The organism is Streptomyces sp. NPDC033131 (assembly GCF_055578365.1).
Genome location: NZ_JBVIPA010000018.1, coordinates 43,063 through 58,424, shown reverse-complemented (window position 1 = coordinate 58,424; position 15,362 = coordinate 43,063). Strand labels below are relative to the sequence as shown.

Annotated in this window: 13 protein-coding genes; 11 read left to right on the top strand and 2 right to left on the bottom strand. The window is 72.7% G+C overall.

Features of this window, described 5'->3' with window-relative positions; translation table 11 throughout:
- Positions 1-52: 52 nt before the first annotated feature.
- The gene (locus ACZ5XS_RS23225; protein ID WP_468654167.1) at positions 53-1,702 is read right to left on the bottom strand and encodes a M4 family metallopeptidase; all 1,650 of its coding nucleotides are present in this window, start codon (positions 1,700-1,702) and stop codon (positions 53-55) included.
- Positions 1,703-1,901: 199 nt separating this feature from the next.
- On the opposite strand from ACZ5XS_RS23225, the gene ACZ5XS_RS23220 reads away from it, so the two are divergent.
- From ACZ5XS_RS23220 to ACZ5XS_RS23185, 8 genes are all read left to right on the top strand, one after another.
- Positions 1,902-2,354, top strand: a complete 453-nt coding sequence (locus ACZ5XS_RS23220) for a gamma-glutamylcyclotransferase family protein (protein ID WP_468654165.1) — start codon at positions 1,902-1,904, stop codon at positions 2,352-2,354.
- 124 nt (positions 2,355-2,478) lie between these two features.
- Positions 2,479-3,450, top strand: a complete 972-nt coding sequence (locus tag ACZ5XS_RS23215) for an SCO3242 family prenyltransferase (RefSeq protein ID WP_468654163.1) — start codon at positions 2,479-2,481, stop codon at positions 3,448-3,450.
- Entirely contained in the window at positions 3,447-4,292 is an 846-nt protein-coding gene (locus tag ACZ5XS_RS23210) for a sugar phosphate isomerase/epimerase family protein (RefSeq protein WP_468654161.1), read from the top strand. The genes ACZ5XS_RS23215 and ACZ5XS_RS23210 overlap by 4 nt, the downstream gene beginning before the upstream one ends.
- Before the next feature lie 76 nt (positions 4,293-4,368).
- Complete coding sequence (locus ACZ5XS_RS23205) at positions 4,369-4,962, top strand: EboA domain-containing protein (RefSeq protein ID WP_468654159.1); 594 nt, start codon at positions 4,369-4,371, stop codon at positions 4,960-4,962.
- A 2-nt stretch (positions 4,963-4,964) separates the two neighbouring features.
- Complete coding sequence (locus tag ACZ5XS_RS23200) at positions 4,965-5,819, top strand: TatD family hydrolase (protein WP_468654157.1); 855 nt, start codon at positions 4,965-4,967, stop codon at positions 5,817-5,819.
- A gap of 7 nt (positions 5,820-5,826) precedes the next feature.
- Positions 5,827-6,984, top strand: a complete 1,158-nt coding sequence (gene eboE / locus ACZ5XS_RS23195; RefSeq protein WP_468654155.1) for a metabolite traffic protein EboE — start codon at positions 5,827-5,829, stop codon at positions 6,982-6,984.
- The gene (locus ACZ5XS_RS23190; protein WP_468654153.1) at positions 6,984-8,405 is read left to right on the top strand and encodes an alkaline phosphatase family protein; all 1,422 of its coding nucleotides are present in this window, start codon (positions 6,984-6,986) and stop codon (positions 8,403-8,405) included. Before eboE ends, ACZ5XS_RS23190 begins: the two co-directional genes overlap by 1 nt.
- Before the next feature lie 17 nt (positions 8,406-8,422).
- Positions 8,423-8,941 (top strand): GAF domain-containing protein, encoded by a 519-nt coding sequence (locus ACZ5XS_RS23185; RefSeq protein WP_468654151.1) that lies wholly within the window; start codon positions 8,423-8,425, stop codon positions 8,939-8,941.
- A 6-nt stretch (positions 8,942-8,947) separates the two neighbouring features.
- On the opposite strand, the gene ACZ5XS_RS23180 is transcribed toward ACZ5XS_RS23185, so the two are convergent.
- Positions 8,948-11,131, bottom strand: coding sequence for a molybdopterin oxidoreductase family protein (locus tag ACZ5XS_RS23180; protein ID WP_468654149.1), 2,184 nt, complete (start codon positions 11,129-11,131; stop codon positions 8,948-8,950).
- A 442-nt stretch (positions 11,132-11,573) separates the two neighbouring features.
- Here ACZ5XS_RS23180 and ACZ5XS_RS23175 point away from each other — a divergent pair, with 442 nt between their 5' ends.
- The 3 genes from ACZ5XS_RS23175 to ACZ5XS_RS23165 are packed head-to-tail and all read left to right on the top strand — an operon-like array spanning position 11,574 to position 15,186.
- Entirely contained in the window at positions 11,574-13,136 is a 1,563-nt protein-coding gene (locus ACZ5XS_RS23175; RefSeq protein ID WP_468654147.1) for an amino acid adenylation domain-containing protein, read from the top strand.
- Positions 13,133-14,401, top strand: a complete 1,269-nt coding sequence (locus tag ACZ5XS_RS23170; protein WP_468654145.1) for a ferredoxin reductase domain-containing protein — start codon at positions 13,133-13,135, stop codon at positions 14,399-14,401. The genes ACZ5XS_RS23175 and ACZ5XS_RS23170 overlap by 4 nt, the downstream gene beginning before the upstream one ends.
- Positions 14,402-14,418: 17 nt before the next feature.
- Entirely contained in the window at positions 14,419-15,186 is a 768-nt protein-coding gene (locus ACZ5XS_RS23165; protein ID WP_468654143.1) for an enoyl-CoA hydratase-related protein, read from the top strand.
- Positions 15,187-15,362 lie beyond the last annotated feature (176 nt).

The window sequence follows — 15,362 nt, the reverse complement described above, 5'->3', positions numbered from 1 at the left end:
GCCGAGGCGGCCGTGGCACGCGTTCAGGGCCCCATCACCCCACGTGGCGGGATCACCCCACGCCCACCGCGCTCCAGGCTCCGGCGACCGCGCCGTGCTCCGTGCTCCCGGCCCCGTACAGATCCTTCGCCGCGCTCAGCGTCGCCGCCCGCGCCCCCGCGTAGTTCGTGGCGGACGTCATGTAGACGGTCAGCGCTCGGTACCAGATCGCCCCCAGCTTGGCGCGGCCGATGCCGGTCACCGAAGAGCCGTCACAGGTCGGCGAGTCGTAGCTGACGCCGTTCACCGTCCTGGCGCCGCTGCCCTGCGCCAGCAGGAACGCGAAGTGGTTCGCGACGCCGGAGGAGTAGTGGACGTCGAGGTCGCCCACAGCGGCGGTCCAGCAGTCGGCGGAGGCGCCGTCCTTGGACGGCTTGTCCATGTAGCGCAGGGCGTCCCGGCCGAAGCCGGAGCGGACGATCTTCTCGCCGATCAGCCAGTCACCGTCGTCCGACGCGTTGCCGGCGTGGAACTCCACCAGCGTGCCGACGATGTCCGAGGTGGCCTCGTTCAGGCCGCCGGACTCGCCCGAGTACGCCAGCGCCGCCGTCTTCGACGTCACGCCGTGCGACATCTCGTGGCCCGCCACGTCGAGGGACACCAGCGGTCCGAGCTGCGTCCCGTCACCGTCCCCGTACGTCATGCAGAAGCAGGTGTCGTCCCAGAAGGCGTTGTTGTACCGGGTGCCGTAGTGCACGCGGTTGTAGGACCCCTTGCCGTCGCCCGCGATGCCGTTGCGGCCGTGGACGTTCTTGTAGTAGTCCCACGTCACGTCCGTGCCGTACTGCGCGTCGACCGCCGCCGAGGCCCGGTCGGCATCCGTGCCGGTGCCCCAGTGGTTGTCGGCGTCGGTGAAGACCGTCGCGGGGGCCCGGCTGAGGCAGACCGTCAGAATGCACAGGTCGTTCTGGTTCGCCGCGTCGCCGGTGTACGTGTTTCCGCGCGTCGCGTCCTTGAGCTGGTACGTCGATCCCGACCGGGTCGTCTCCAGCGGAACCGTGCCGCCGTACAGGGACTTGCCGTCACCCGAGGCCGTCTCGATGGCGTCCCAGGCGTCGATCTGGGTGCCCGTGCCGGCGTCCGTCAGGATCGTCCGCGCGGTCGGGTTGCCGAGGGAGTCCTGCGCCACCGCGTTCGTCCGCCACGCCAGCCTCGGGGCGCCGTGCAGGGCGTCGACGACCAGCTCCGACGTGGCGGTGATCCGTCGCAGGGTCTCGCCGAGGTTGGCGGCGCGCAGCGCGTTCACCGCGAGGTCCTCGGCCTTCGGGGCCGACAGCTTCGGGGTGACGCTCGCGAGCGAGACCGTGCTCCTCGTGGCGCGGCTGGTGCTGCGGTGGCTGCCGTCGGGCGCGAGATGGACCACGAAGTCGCCGCCCAGCACGGGCAGTCGGCGGTACGTACGGTCGTAGCGGACGTGCTGCGTGCCGTCCGCGTCCACGACGACGTCCCGGACGGTCGTGTCCTGCGCGGCGGTGAGACCCAGCGCCGCGGCCCGGTCCGCGAGCACCGACGACGCGTTCTCGATCGCGGAGGCCCGGGTCGGCCGTTCGGCCGCGTCGGCGGCGGGGGTGAGCGCGGCGGCCAGCAGGGTGGCGCTGGTGGCGGCGGCGCCGGCGGCGGCGAGACGGCGGGAACCTCGGACGTGCGGCCGTATCCGGCTCATCGGTCTCCTAGAGAAGGCGCCTGAGAGGGCGTGAGGGCATGGGGGCGTGAGGCGTGAAGGTGTGAAGGAGGGCGCGCCGGAGGTGGGGGTGGGCGGGGGCGTGGGGAAATGAAGCGATCTTGAACAAGTTTTAAGGGGCCATGACATGTCGTGTCTATGGCGCGGATGCGCAGGTGTGTGAGGGGTCAGAATCGTTTCTGTGAGCGCCCCGCAACTGCCCTTCTTCGTCTACGGCACCCTCCGCCCCGGCGAGCCCAACCACGACCTCTTCCTGCGTGGTCGCACACGGTCCGAACAACCGGCCCGGCTCGTCGGCGCGGTGCTGTACGAGGGGCCCGGCTATCCGTACGCCGTGGAGGAACGCGGGGGAGTGGTGCACGGCGAGGTCGTCACGGCACTGCCCGACACGTACGGGGAGTTGCTGGTCGCGCTGGACCGGCTGGAGGAGTACGCGCCGGGGGATCCGCGCAGCCTCTACGAGCGCGTGGAGCGCGAGGTGATCCTCGACGGTGACGGCGGGGACAACGACGGCGGGGACGGCGACGGGCAGGCCGTACGGGCCTGGGTGTACGTCGCCGCACCCGCTGTGGCCGCACGTCTGCGGGCCCGCGGGAACCGCATCGGCGGCGGTGACTGGAACGTTCGCGGCTGAGTCGAGGCCGCGGCACCGCAGTGGCGGGCCGGCGCCTCAACCGGGCGCCGCTGTTGCGTATCTCACACGAAACATCCTCATTACGCAGTATGAAGGCGCAATCAAACTTGGCAATGATCGCCGCATGAACGACCGCAAAGCGGTACCCCGGGCGGCGGATCTGGCGAGCCTCGTGCGCGCTCCGGCCGCCCTCAGCGTTCCCGGTGACGTCCTTGCCGGGGCGACGGCGGCCGGCCGCCCACTCGGTCTCCGGACGGCCGGGGTGATGGCCTCGTCCGTGTGTCTCTACTGGGCGGGCATGGCCCTCAACGACTACGCGGACGCCGCCGTCGACTCGGTGGAGCGGCCCGAACGGCCCATACCCTCCGGTCGCGTGCCGCGCCGGACCGCCCTGTCCGTCGCCACCGGTCTGACCGCCGCCGGCCTCGGCCTCGCCGGCCTCTCGGGCGGCCGGCGCGGCCTCGCCGCCGCCCTGCCGCTGACCGCGCTGGTGTGGGCGTACGACCTGAAACTGAAGTCGACCCCGGCGGGACCGGCCGCGATGGCCGGAGCGCGGGTGCTGGACGTGCTGGCGGGAGCGGTGGCGGGCGGCGGGAAGCCGCCCTCGCCCGCACCCGGCGGGGCAGTCGGCACCACGTCCGGCGAAACCGCTCGCGCGATCGGCCGCGCGGCTCTCCCCGCGCTGTTGACCGGGCTGCACACCTACACGCTCACCCTCCTCAGCCGCCACGAGATCTCCGGCGCCCCGGCGCGGCTGCCGGCGGCGACCCTCGCCGTCTCGTCGGCGACGGCGGTGGCCGGTGCCTGGCCCCTCGGACGGCCGGCCCGGCCGACACCACGCGCGTCGGCGGCCGACACCGCCGTCGCCGCCGCAGCGGCCCTCGCCTACCTCGGAACCTACGGACGCGCCCAGGCGCTCGCCGTGCGCGACCCGAGCGGCGGCACCGTACGACGGGCGGTGGGGGCCGGCATCCTCGCCATGGTGCCGTTGCAGGCTGCACTCACCGCACGCGGCGGTGCGCCCGGTGCCGCCGCCGTCCTCGGCGCCGTGCATCCCCTGGCGCTGCGGCTGGCCAGACGGGTGTCGCCGACATGAGCCTCAGATTCGGCTACGGCACCAACGGGTTCGCCCACCACCGGCTGACCGACCTGCTCGGCGTCCTGGCGGACCTGGGCTACGACGGCGTCGCGCTCACCCTCGACCACCACCACCTCGACCCGTACGCCGCGGACCTGGGCCGCCAGGTCGCCCTGACCGGCAAGCAGTTGGCGCGGCACGGGCTCACCGTGACCGTCGAGACCGGGGCGCCGTACTTCCTCGACGCCTGGGCCAAGCACGAGCCGACGCTGATGTCGGCGGAGCCGGAGCGGCGGATCGACCTGCTGCGGCGCGCTGTGCGCATCGCGGCCGAACTGGGCTCGCCCACCGTCCACCTGTGCAGCGGCCCGGCCCCGGCCGGGGTGTCCGAGACGGCGGTGTGGCAGCGCCTCGCGGCGGGCGTCGGGGCGGTGCTGGAGACGGCCGAGGCGTACGGGGTGGCGCTGGCCTTCGAGCCGGAGCCGTACATGTTCGTCGACACGGTCGACCGGTGTCTGCGGCTGCGCCAACTGGTCGGCGGCCACGACCTGTTCGGCATCACCCTGGACATCGGCCACGCCCACTGCGTGGAGGAACCGCCGCTGCTGGAGTGCGTGCGACGGGCCGCGCGCCACCTGCTGAACGTGCAGATCGAGGACATGGTGCGCGGCGTCCACCGGCATCTGGAGTTCGGCGCGGGCGAGATCGACTTCCCGCCGGTGCTGGCGACGCTGGAGGCACTGGGACACGAGGGTCTGGTGTCCGTCGAGATCCAGGGCGGCTCCCTGGACGCACCCGAGGTCGCCCGTCGTTCGATCGACTTCCTGCGCGCGGCCGAGACCGGCTTACTCGCCTCCTGAGGCCTCCCGGCCTTCCCCAAGGGGCCCCTGAGGCCCACCACCCCCGTCCTCTCTCCCCCCCAGAGGAACGTACGCCATGCCCTCGCTGCCCCTCACGCCGGACGCCCGCGCCTGGCTGGACGCCGCCGTCGCCCGCGTCGGCGCCGACCCCACCGCCATCCGCGCCCTCTTCCCCGCCGTCCGCCGCCACTGCGGGCGCGAGCCCCTGCCCGACGGCCGGACCGTCGACGAGGCGGCCCGCGCCCTGCTCCTGACCGCGCTGCCGCTGCACGGCGAGGCCCTCGCCGAGGCAGTGGAAGCGCTCCACCGCTACGGCGACCCCGCCGAACAGCGTGCCGTCCTCAAGGCGTTGCCGCTCCTCGACGACCAGGGCCGGTACCTGGATCTCGTACGGCAGACCCTGCGCGGCAACGACACCACACTGATCGAGGCGGCCCTCGGCCCGTACGCGGCCGCCCACCTTCCGGCGGACGAGTACCGGCAGGCCGTCCTGAAGTGCGTGTTCTGCGAGATCCCGCTCGACCGCGTGGCCGGACTCGACGACCGCGCGGACGCCGAACTCGCCCGCATGCTGGCCGCTTTCGCCGCCGAACGCAGAGCCGCCGACCGCCCCGTACCCGCGGACACAGGCCCCCTCATCAGCGCCTTCCTCCCCCATGGAGACCACTGAGCATGCGCATCTTCGACCCCCACATCCACATGACGTCCCGCACCACCGACGACTACGAGGCGATGTACGCGGCCGGGGTCCGGGCCGTCGTCGAGCCCGCCTTCTGGCTCGGCCAGCCCCGTACCTCGCCCGAGTCCTTCTACGACTACTTCGACTCGCTGCTGGGCTGGGAGCCGTACCGGGCCGCCCAGTTCGGCATCCAGCACTTCTGCACCATCGCGCTCAACCCCAAGGAGGCCAACGACCCGCGTTGCCGGCCCGTCCTCGACGAACTGCCCCGTTACCTCGCCAAGGACCGGGTCGTCGCGGTCGGCGAGATCGGCTACGACTCGATGACCAAGGAGGAGGACGAGGCCCTGGCCGCCCAGCTCCAGCTCGCCGTCGGGCACGGGCTGCCCGCCCTCGTCCACACCCCGCACCGCGACAAGGCGGCCGGGACCCGAAGGACCCTGGACGTCGTACGGGAGTCCGGCATCGCGCCCGAGCTCGTCGTCCTCGACCACCTCAACGAACTGACCGTCTCCCTGGCCCTCGACAGCGGCTGCTGGGCGGGCTTCTCGGTCTACCCGAAGACCAAGATGAGCGAGGACCGGATGGTCCGCATCCTCCAGGAGCACGGAACGGCCCGCGTGCTCGTCAACTCGGCAGCCGACTGGGGGAGTTCGGATCCGCTGAAGACGCGGAAGACGGCCGACGCGATGCTCGCCGCCGGGTTCGGCGAGGACGACGTCGACCAGGTGATGTGGCGCAACCCGGTCGCCTTCTACGGGCAGAGCGGCCGCCTGGACCTGGACGAACCCAAGCCCGACGAGGCGTCGAGCTTCGAGGGCAACTCCGTCCGGCGCGGGGGAGAGTGAACGGCCGATGCGCTTCCGCCACCCCGACGGCACCACCGTCCATCTCGCGTACTGCAGCAACGTCCACCAGGCGGAGGACCTGGAGGGCGTCATCGGCCAGCTCGCCCGCCACGCCGAGCCCGTACGCGAGCGCCTGGCCGTCGACCGCCTCGGCATCGGGCTGTGGCTGGCACGCCCCGCCGTCACCGAACTGGCCTCCGACGCCGGCGCCTTGGCGAGACTCAGGGCCGAGCTGACCGCACGCGGCCTGGAGACCGTCACCCTCAACGCCTTCCCGTACGAGGGATTCCACCGCGAGGTCGTCAAGAAGGACGTCTATCTTCCCGACTGGGCGGACGAGGCACGCCTCGACTACACCATCGACTGCGCCCGTGTCCTCGCCGCCCTCCTCCCCGACGACGCCTGCCGGGGCAGCGTCTCCACCCTGCCCCTCGGCTGGCGCACGCCGTGGCCCCGCGAGCGGTCCGACGCCGCCCGCCGCGCCCTGGACCGGCTGGCCATCGGACTCGCCGGGCTGGAGGCGTGGACCGGCCGCCCCGTCCGCGTCGGCTTCGAACCGGAACCGGGGTGCGTCGTGGAGACCACCGAGCAGGCGGTACGCGCATTCGGCGACCTGGACCACGAACACCTCGGCATCTGCCTGGACGCCTGCCATCTCGCCGTGCAGTTCGAGGAACCGGACGAGGCACTGCGGCGGCTGTCCGGGGCCGGACTGCCGGTCGTCAAACTCCAGGCGTCCTGCGCGGTGGAGGCACCCGACCCGGCGGACCCGGACGCCCGGGCCGCACTGTTCGAACTCGCCGAGCGCCGGTTCCTGCACCAGACCAGAACGACCCTCGCCGAAGGGCACGTCGAGGGCGTCGACGACCTGCCCGCCGCCCTCGCCGGCACCCTCCCCGACGACACCGGCCCCTGGCGGGTGCACTTCCACGCCCCGCTGCACACCGAGCCCGAGCCGCCGCTGCGCACCACCGCCGGACAGCTCACCGCCGTGCTCGACGGACTGCTCGGCGGTCCCACGGCGGCCTGCGACCACATCGAGGTCGAGACCTACACCTGGTCCGTGCTGCCCCGCCCGCCCGCCGACCTCACCGAGGGCATCGCGGCCGAACTCGCCTGGGCCAGAGACCGCTTGACCGGACTGGGCCTCAAGGAGGACCACTGATGACCGGATCCCCGCAAACACCGCAACCCGCGAAACCCTCGCAACCCCTCAGCACGAACCGCCTCGTCGTCCTCGACATCGTCGGCCTCACCCCCACCCTGCTGAAGCACATGCCCGCCGTCGCCGCCCTCGGCGAGCGCGGCTTCCAGGCCCGCCTCGGCACCACCCTGCCCGCGGTGACCTGCACCGCCCAGTCCACCTTCCTCACCGGCGAACCCCCCTCCGGCCACGGCGCCGTGGCCAACGGCTGGTACTTCCGCGACCTCGGCGAGGTCCTGCTGTGGCGCCAGCACAACGCCCTCGTCGGCGGCGAGAAGATCTGGGACACCGCCCGAAAGACCAGGCCCGGCTACAAGGTCGCCAACATCTGCTGGTGGTACGCCATGGGCGCGGACGTCGACTGGACGGTGACCCCGCGCCCCGTCTACTACTCCGACGGCCGCAAGGAACCCGACTGCTACACCTGGCCGCCGTCCCTGCACGACGAACTCACCGACCGCCTGGGCCCGTTCCCCCTGTTCACCTACTGGGGTCCGAACGCCGGGATGCCCTCCACCCAGTGGATCCTCGGCGCCGCCCGCCAGGTCTTCGACGAGCACGACCCCGACCTGACCCTCGTCTACATCCCGCAGATGGACTATGAGCCGCAGCGCTCGGGCCCGGACTCGGCGGCCACCGCCCGCGCCGCCCGCCGGCTCGACGACGCCCTGCGCCCGCTGATCGACCACTTCCTCGCCGCCGGTGCCACGGTCGTGGCCCTCAGCGAGTACGGCATCACCCCGGTCTCCCGTCCGGTCGACATCAACCGCGCCCTGCGCCGGGCCGGGCTCCTGGACGTGTACACCCAGGACGGCATGGAGTACCTCGACCCCTGGACCTCGCGCGCCTTCGCCGTCGCCGACCACCAGGTGGCGCACGTCTACGTGCGCGATCCGGGGGACGAGGCCGAGGTCGCCAAGATCCTCGGCGAACTCGACGGCGTCGACCAGATCCTGGACGCGGCGGGCAAAGCGGCCCACGGCCTGGACCACGAGCGCTCCGGAGAGCTGGTCGCGATCGCCGACTCCGACGCCTGGTTCACGTACTACTACTGGCTCGACGACGACCGCGCCCCCGACTTCGCCCGCCAGGTCGAGATCCACCGCAAGCCCGGCTACGACCCGGCCGAGCTGCTGTACGACGAGACGGTCCCGGCGGTGAAGCTGCGAGCCGTCGGCCAGGTCGCCCGCAAGAAGCTCGGCTTCCGCTACCGGCTCCGTACCGTCCCGCTCGACCCGTCCGGTGTCCGCGGCAGCCACGGCCGCCTCCCCGACGACCCGGACCACGGCCCCGTACTGCTGTGCTCCGAACCGGCGGCGGCCCGGCCGGAGTTCGCGGCGACCGAGGTAAAACCCCTGCTCCTGCGCCTCGCAGGGCTCTGACAAGAGAGACACCCCCCATGACCAATCCCCTCACGCCCACGGCCCTCACGCCCACGGCCCTTACATCCGCTGCCACCGAGCTGAACGAGACCGTCCTGAAGAACGCCCGCCCCGAGATCGCCGCCTGGCTCGCCGCCTTCGTCGCCCGCAACGGGGGCTTCGTCGGCTCGGTCCATCTGTCCGGCCCCGCCGCGAGGGAAGGCGAGATCGTGCTCGTCGCCGCGCACAATCTGCCGCCGTCGGTGCAGAACGGCACCGCTGTCATCCCCTTCGGCAAGGGCATGGCCGGAACCGCTGCCGAGCGCCGGGCACCCGTCGCCGTCTCCGACTTCCAGACCGACACCACCGGCGTCGCCGTCCGGGGAGGCCGTGCCGCACGGGCGAAGGGCTCCCTCACGCTCCCCGTCTTCGATCCGGAGGACGGCACCCGGCTGGTCGCGGTGGTCGGCCTGGGCTTCACGCGGACACGCGAGTTCACCGACGAGGAGATCGCGCAGTACGGGGCGGACGCGGCGACGGTCCTCACGGCCGCGTAACGGGACTCAGCCTTCCACGGCCTCCAGCCGTACCGCGCACGCCTTGAACTCCGGCATCCGCGAGGTCGGGTCGAGGGCCGGGTTGGTGAGGGTGTTGGCTCGGCCCTCGCCGGCCCAGTGGAAGGGCATGAAGACGGTGTCGGGGCGGATCGTGGTCGTGATCCGCGCCGGCGCCACCGCCCGGCCGCGCCGGGAGACCACGGCCACCGGGTCGCCCTCGGCCGCGCCGAGCCGCTCCGCCAGCCGCGGGTGCAGCTCCACGAACGGGCCGGGTGCGGCGGCGTTCAGCTCGTCGACGCGGCGGGTCTGGGCGCCGGACTGGTACTGGGCCACGACCCTGCCGGTCGTCAGCAGCACCGGGTACTCGGCGTCGGGCTCCTCGGCGATGGCCCGGTGCGAGACGGGCACGAACCGCGCCCGGCCGTCCGGGGTGGCGAACCGGTCGAGGAAGAGGCGCGGGGTGCCGGGGTGCACGGCGGCGGCGAGGCCGCCGTCCTGCTCCTGCGCCGGGTCGTCGCTCGCGCGGGCATCCGGGGAGGAATCCGGCGAGACATCCGCGGAGTCGGCCGCGTCGTCCTGGCCGTCCGCCGCCGGGCACGGCCAGAACACCCCGTTCTCCTCGGCCAGCCTGCGGTAGGTGATCCCGGAGTAGTCCGCCGGTCCGCCCGCGCTGGCCCGGCGCAGCTCCTCGAAGACCTCCTCGGGGTCGGTCGGGAAGCCCTTCTCCACGCCGAGCCGGGCGGCCAGCTCGTGCATGACCTCCAGGTCGCTGCGGATGCCCTCGGGCGGGGTGATCGCCCGCTTGCGCAGCAGCACCCGGCCCTCCAGGTTGGTCATGGTGCCCGTCTCCTCCGCCCACTGCGTGACCGGCAGGACGACGTCCGCGAGGGCGGCGGTCTCCGACAGCACGACGTCACACACGGCGAGGAAGTCGAGCGACTTGATGCGCTCCTCGATGTGCGCGGCACGCGGCGCCGACACCACCGGGTTCGACGCCATCAGCAGCAGCGACCTGATGTCCGAACCCAGCGCGTCCAGCAGCTCGTACGCACTGCGCCCCGGCCCGGGAAGGCTGTCCGGGTCCACGCCCCACACCTCGGCGACATGCCGGCGCGCGGCGGGGTCGTCCAGCTTGCGGTAGCCGGGCAGCTGGTCGGCCTTCTGGCCGTGCTCGCGCCCGCCCTGCCCGTTGCCCTGCCCGGTCAGGCAGCCGTACCCGGACAGCGGGCGCCCCGCGCGGCCGGTCGCCAGGCACAGGTTGATCCAGGCGCCCACGGTGTCGGTGCCCTTGGACTGCTGCTCCGGCCCGCGGGCGGTGAGCACCATCGCGGACTCCGGCTCGCAGAACATGCGCACCGTCTCGCGGAGTTGGGGAACGGACACCCCCGTGATCCGTTCCACGTACTCCGGCCAGTGCGCCATCGCCGCCGCCCGCGTCTCCTCCCAGCCGGAGGTCCGCTCGGCGATGTACTCCTCGTCGGCCCGCCCCTCGGCGACGACCAGGTGCAGCAGCCCGAGGGCCAGCGCCAGGTCGGTCCCCGGCCGGGGCGCCAGGTGCAGGTCGGCCTGCTCGGCGGTCTTCGTGCGGCGCGGGTCGATGACGATCAGCGTGCCGCCGTTCTCCCGCAGCTCGTTGAAGAACCGCAGGGACGGCGGCATGGTCTCCGCGAGGTTTGACCCCACGAGGATCACGCAGCCCGTCTTCGGGATGTCCTCCAGCGGGAAGGGCAGGCCGCGGTCCAGGCCGAACGCCTTGATCCCGGCCGCCGCCGCGGACGACATGCAGAAACGCCCGTTGTAGTCGATCTGCGAGGTGCCGAGCACCACGCGCGCGAACTTGCCGAGCGTGTACGCCTTCTCGTTGGTCAGACCGCCTCCGCCGAAGACCCCGCACGCGTCCGGACCATGCTCCGTGCGCGTGCGGGACAGCCCCTCGGCGATCCGGTCCAGCGCCTCGTCCCAGGTGGCGGGCACGAGCGTGCCCTCGGAGCGCACCAACGGGGAGGTCAGCCGCACCCGGGACGAGAGCACCGCCGGCGCGGTACGGCCCTTGCCGCACAGCGCGCCCCGGTTCACCGGGAAATCCGCGCGCTCGCTCACCTCGACGGTCCCGTCCGGGGTGGCCGTCAGATTCATCCCGCACTGCAGGGCGCAGTACGGGCAGTGCGTGGGCGTCGCGGTGTTCTGCATGCCTTTCAGCGTGCTTCGGCCGTGTTACGCGGACGGAGGCTCCCTGTTACGCGCCCGACACGGCGACCTCCCCGCCGCCGGCCCGCCGCCGTGAGGCGCACACCTGCCCACGCCGTGAGGCGCACACCTGCCCACGCCGTGAGGCGCACACCTGCCCACGCCGTGAGGCGCACACCTGCCCACCGCGCAGTCGCCGCCGGTCGGCACGGAAGTTGCCGTTGTGGTGAAAGAAGCCACATGTGGCGCATTCCCTTCCGTGACTGGCTGAACATGCCTCGTTGAGCGTTGAAGGACCCGAAGCGCAGACTGGCCCCCGCGCGCGACTCCGCACGGCGTTCGACACCCCGGCATGCCCGCCGTTCATTCCGGCTGCATCCACACGCGGCCTGGCCGCCTGTGGCACACCGTCACTCGAAACAGCCAGTCAGGAGGTCCCTCAACCATGCCTCTGCGCCACTTAACCCCCCGTGACCAGCACTTTTTCCGGCAGTACGGCCACGGCCCCACGGTGGCCGTCCCGGACCCTCTCGTCCACCACGCCGTGGAACGGTGGGCCGCGTCCGCCCCCCACTCCGTCGCCGCCGAGCACCTCGGAGCAACGATCACCTACGGCGAGCTCGACCGATACGCCGACGCCCTCGCCGCCCGCCTGGTCCGTGAAGGCGTACGCCCCGGCGACCACGTCGGACTCTTCGTCCGCCGCTCGATCCCGATGATCGTCGGCCTGCTCGGCATCCTGAAGACCGGCGCCGCCTACGTCCCGCAGGACATCGCCCTGGCGCCCCCGGCCCAGCTCGCCCACGTCGTCCGCACGGCCCGCACCCGCGTGGTCCTCACCCTCGCGGAACACGCCCACCGGGTTCCGCTGCCGGACGGCCACCGCGCGATCGCGCTCGACGAACCGCTGCGGTACGTTCCCGGCCCCCGCCGCGCCACCGACACGGAGCCCGGGGTCCCGCGCCCGCACGTCCGCCCCGACGACGGCTGCTACGTCCTGTTCACCTCCGGCACCACCGGCCGCCCCAACGGCGTGAAGGTCACCCACCGCAACGTCGCCAACCTCCTGCTCACCCAGCCGGGCGGCCTCGGCATCCGCCCCGGTGACCGCGTGGCCCAGCTCCTCAACATCGCCTTCGACATGGCCGCCTGGGAGATCCTCGGCTGCCTCGCGCACGGCGCCACCCTCGTCATCCGCGGCAAGGACATCGCGGCGGCGGCGCGTACGGCCACCGTGCTGATCGCCACCCCGACCGTGCTGTCCGGCATCGACCCCGCCGCCTGCCCGCGCGTCCACACGGTCGCCGTCGCCGGGGAGCCCTGCCCGCGCCCGCTCGCCGACCGCTGGGCCCGCCGGGCGGCCTTCTTCAACTGCTGCGGCCCCACCGAGACGACGATCGTCAACACCATGCGCCGGCACGACCCGGCCGACCCGCTGCTGACCATCGGCCGCCCCACCCCCAACAACACGGTCTACGTCCTCGACGCCGACCGCAGGCCGCTGCCGGTCGGCGAGGTCGGCGAGATGTGGGCGGGCGGCGACTGCGTCTCGGCCGGCTACCTGGGCGACGACCGGCTGAACGCCGAGCGCTACGCCCCCGACCCCTTCCTCGGCGGCGACCGCCGGATGTTCCGCACCCGCGACCTGGGCCGCTGGACGGACGACGGCGAACTCGAACACCTCGGCCGCACCGACGACCAGGTCAAGGTGCGCGGCTTCCGTGTCGAACTCGACTCCGTCTCCTCGGTCCTGGAGTCGGTCGAGGGCTGTGCGCGCGCGGTGACCCTGAAGCGGGACGCCCGCACCCTGGTCTCCTTCGTCTGCCCGGCGGACGTCGACCCGGACGAGGCCCGCCGCACGGTGGCGGACGCGCTGCCCTACTACTGCGTGCCCTCGGACGTCCTGCCGCTCGCGTTCCTCCCCGAGACCGACCGCGGCAAGATCGACAAGCAGGCACTGCTGCGGCTGGCCCAGGAGCGGACCGCTCTGCAGGGGGTGGCCCGATGACGACCTCCCTCGACCGTGAGGCCGTCGCGGCCGTCGAGCTGCCCCCGCTCCTCCCCGCCGCCCGCCGCCTGCTCAAGCACCCGCGCCTGATGCACCACAACCGCCTGGCGGGGCTGGTGATCCTGGCCAACCTGGTGTTCCTGTACGCCGGTTGGCCGCTGACGACGCCGACCCTGGGGCACGCCTCGATCGCCAACCTGGCGCTCGCGATCGTCGTCCGCCAGCAGCACGTCATCAACCTCTTGTTCCGCCTGGCCACCTGGCCGTCGACCGGTTGGCCGCTGCGGGTCCGCTGGACGCTGGGCAAGGTCTACCACTTCGGCGGACTGCACGTGGGCGGGGCGCTCGCCGGAGCGGGGTGGTTCCTGGCACTGGCGGTCGCGGTGACGGCGGAGGGCGGCAACACCGCCCTGACAGCGGTCAGTTGGACCCTGGTGGCTCTCCTGGCCGTCATCGTCGCCACCGCCCTGCCCCCCTTCCGGTCCCGCCACCACGACCACTTCGAGAAGATCCACCGCTTCGGCGGCTGGACGGCCCTGGCCCTCTTCTGGACGCACACCCTGCTGTCCACCCCGGGGCCGGTCCCGGTCACGGTCCTCTCCGTGGTCACCTTCAGCGTCGCCCTGCCCTGGCTGCGGCTGCGCAAGGTCGACGTACACGTCGAACGTCCCTCGCCGCACGTGGCCCTGGCCCGCTTCGACCACGGCGAGACCCCCTTCGCCGGCTCCTCCACCGCGGTCAGCCGCAGCCCGCTGAAGGAGTGGCACTCCTTCGCCAACGTCCCGTCCCCCGGCGAGCCCGGCTTCCGTCTCACGATCTCCCGGGCCGGCGACTGGACGGGCTCGTTCATCGACGACATGCCGTCCCGGGTGTGGGTGAAGGGCATCACCACGGCCGGCGTCGCCAACATCGAGACCCTCTTCACGAAGGTCGTCTACGTCGCGACAGGCAGCGGCATCGGCCCCTGCCTGCCCCACCTCCTCGCCGCCGAGGTCCCCTCCCGCCTGGTCTGGGCGACCCGCGACCCCCGCACCACCTACGGCGACGCCCTCGTCGACGAGATCCTCGCCGTCCAGCCGCACGCCCTCGTCTGGGACACCTCCCGCGACGGCAAACCCGACATGGTGCGCCTCGCCTACGAGGCCTACCGCGACTTCGGGGCCGAAGCGGTGATCTGCATCTCCAACAAGAAGCTCACCTGGCAGGTGGTGCACGGACTGGAACGACGCGGGATTCCCGCGTACGGCGCGATCTGGGACTCGTAGACCGAGGAAGGACACCGATGGACACCATCAAGATCGAACGGCACGACCGAGTGGTCACCGTACGCCTGCACCGCCCGCACGTCCGCAACGCCCTGAGCGGCGAACTCCTCGCCGAACTCCTCGCCGCCCTCCGCCCGCTGGACGCGGACCCCGAGGTCGGCTGCTTCGTCGTCACCGGCTCGGAGAGCATCTTCGCGGCGGGTGCCGACATCAGGGAGATGGCGACGAAGACGGCCGTTCAGATGGCGGCGGAGGACTACTTCGCCGCCTGGGAGGAGTTCGCGGACCTCCGCACCCCGAAGATCGCGGCCGTGGCCGGGCACGCCCTGGGCGGCGGATGTGAACTGGCGATGATGTGCGACCTGGTGATCGCCGGAGAATCGGCGCTCTTCGGCCAGCCGGAGATCAAGCTCGGCGTGATCCCGGGCATCGGCGGCACCCAGCGCCTGACCCGTCTGGTGGGCCGGGCCAAGGCGATGGACCTCGTCCTCACCGGCCGCACGATGGACGCCCGCGAGGCGGAGGCCGCCGGCCTGGTCTCCCGGGTCGTCCCCGACGAACGCGTCCTGCCCGACGCCCTCGAAGCGGCGGCGACCATCGCCACGTACAGCCGTACGGCGGTCAGGGCGGCCCGCGAGTGCGTCGACCGCGCCCTGGAAACCGGCCTGCGCGACGGCGTCCGCTTCGAACGCCGGGTCTTCCACGCCCTGTTCGCGACGGAGGACCAGAAGGAGGGCATGACCGCGTTCCTGGAGAAACGCGCCCCGCGCTTCACCGGCCGCTGAGGCCTGTCCGGCGGACGGGCGCGCTGGAAATCGGCGGCGCCTCATCGACGCAGGTCAGCGGGGCCTGGGACGCCGCAAACCGGCGTGCCGGGCCCCCCGTCCGCGGCATGACCCCCGGGGCAAGCCCCTGCGAGCGCCCCGGTGACCCCCCGCTCCCCAAACCCACAGAACCAAAG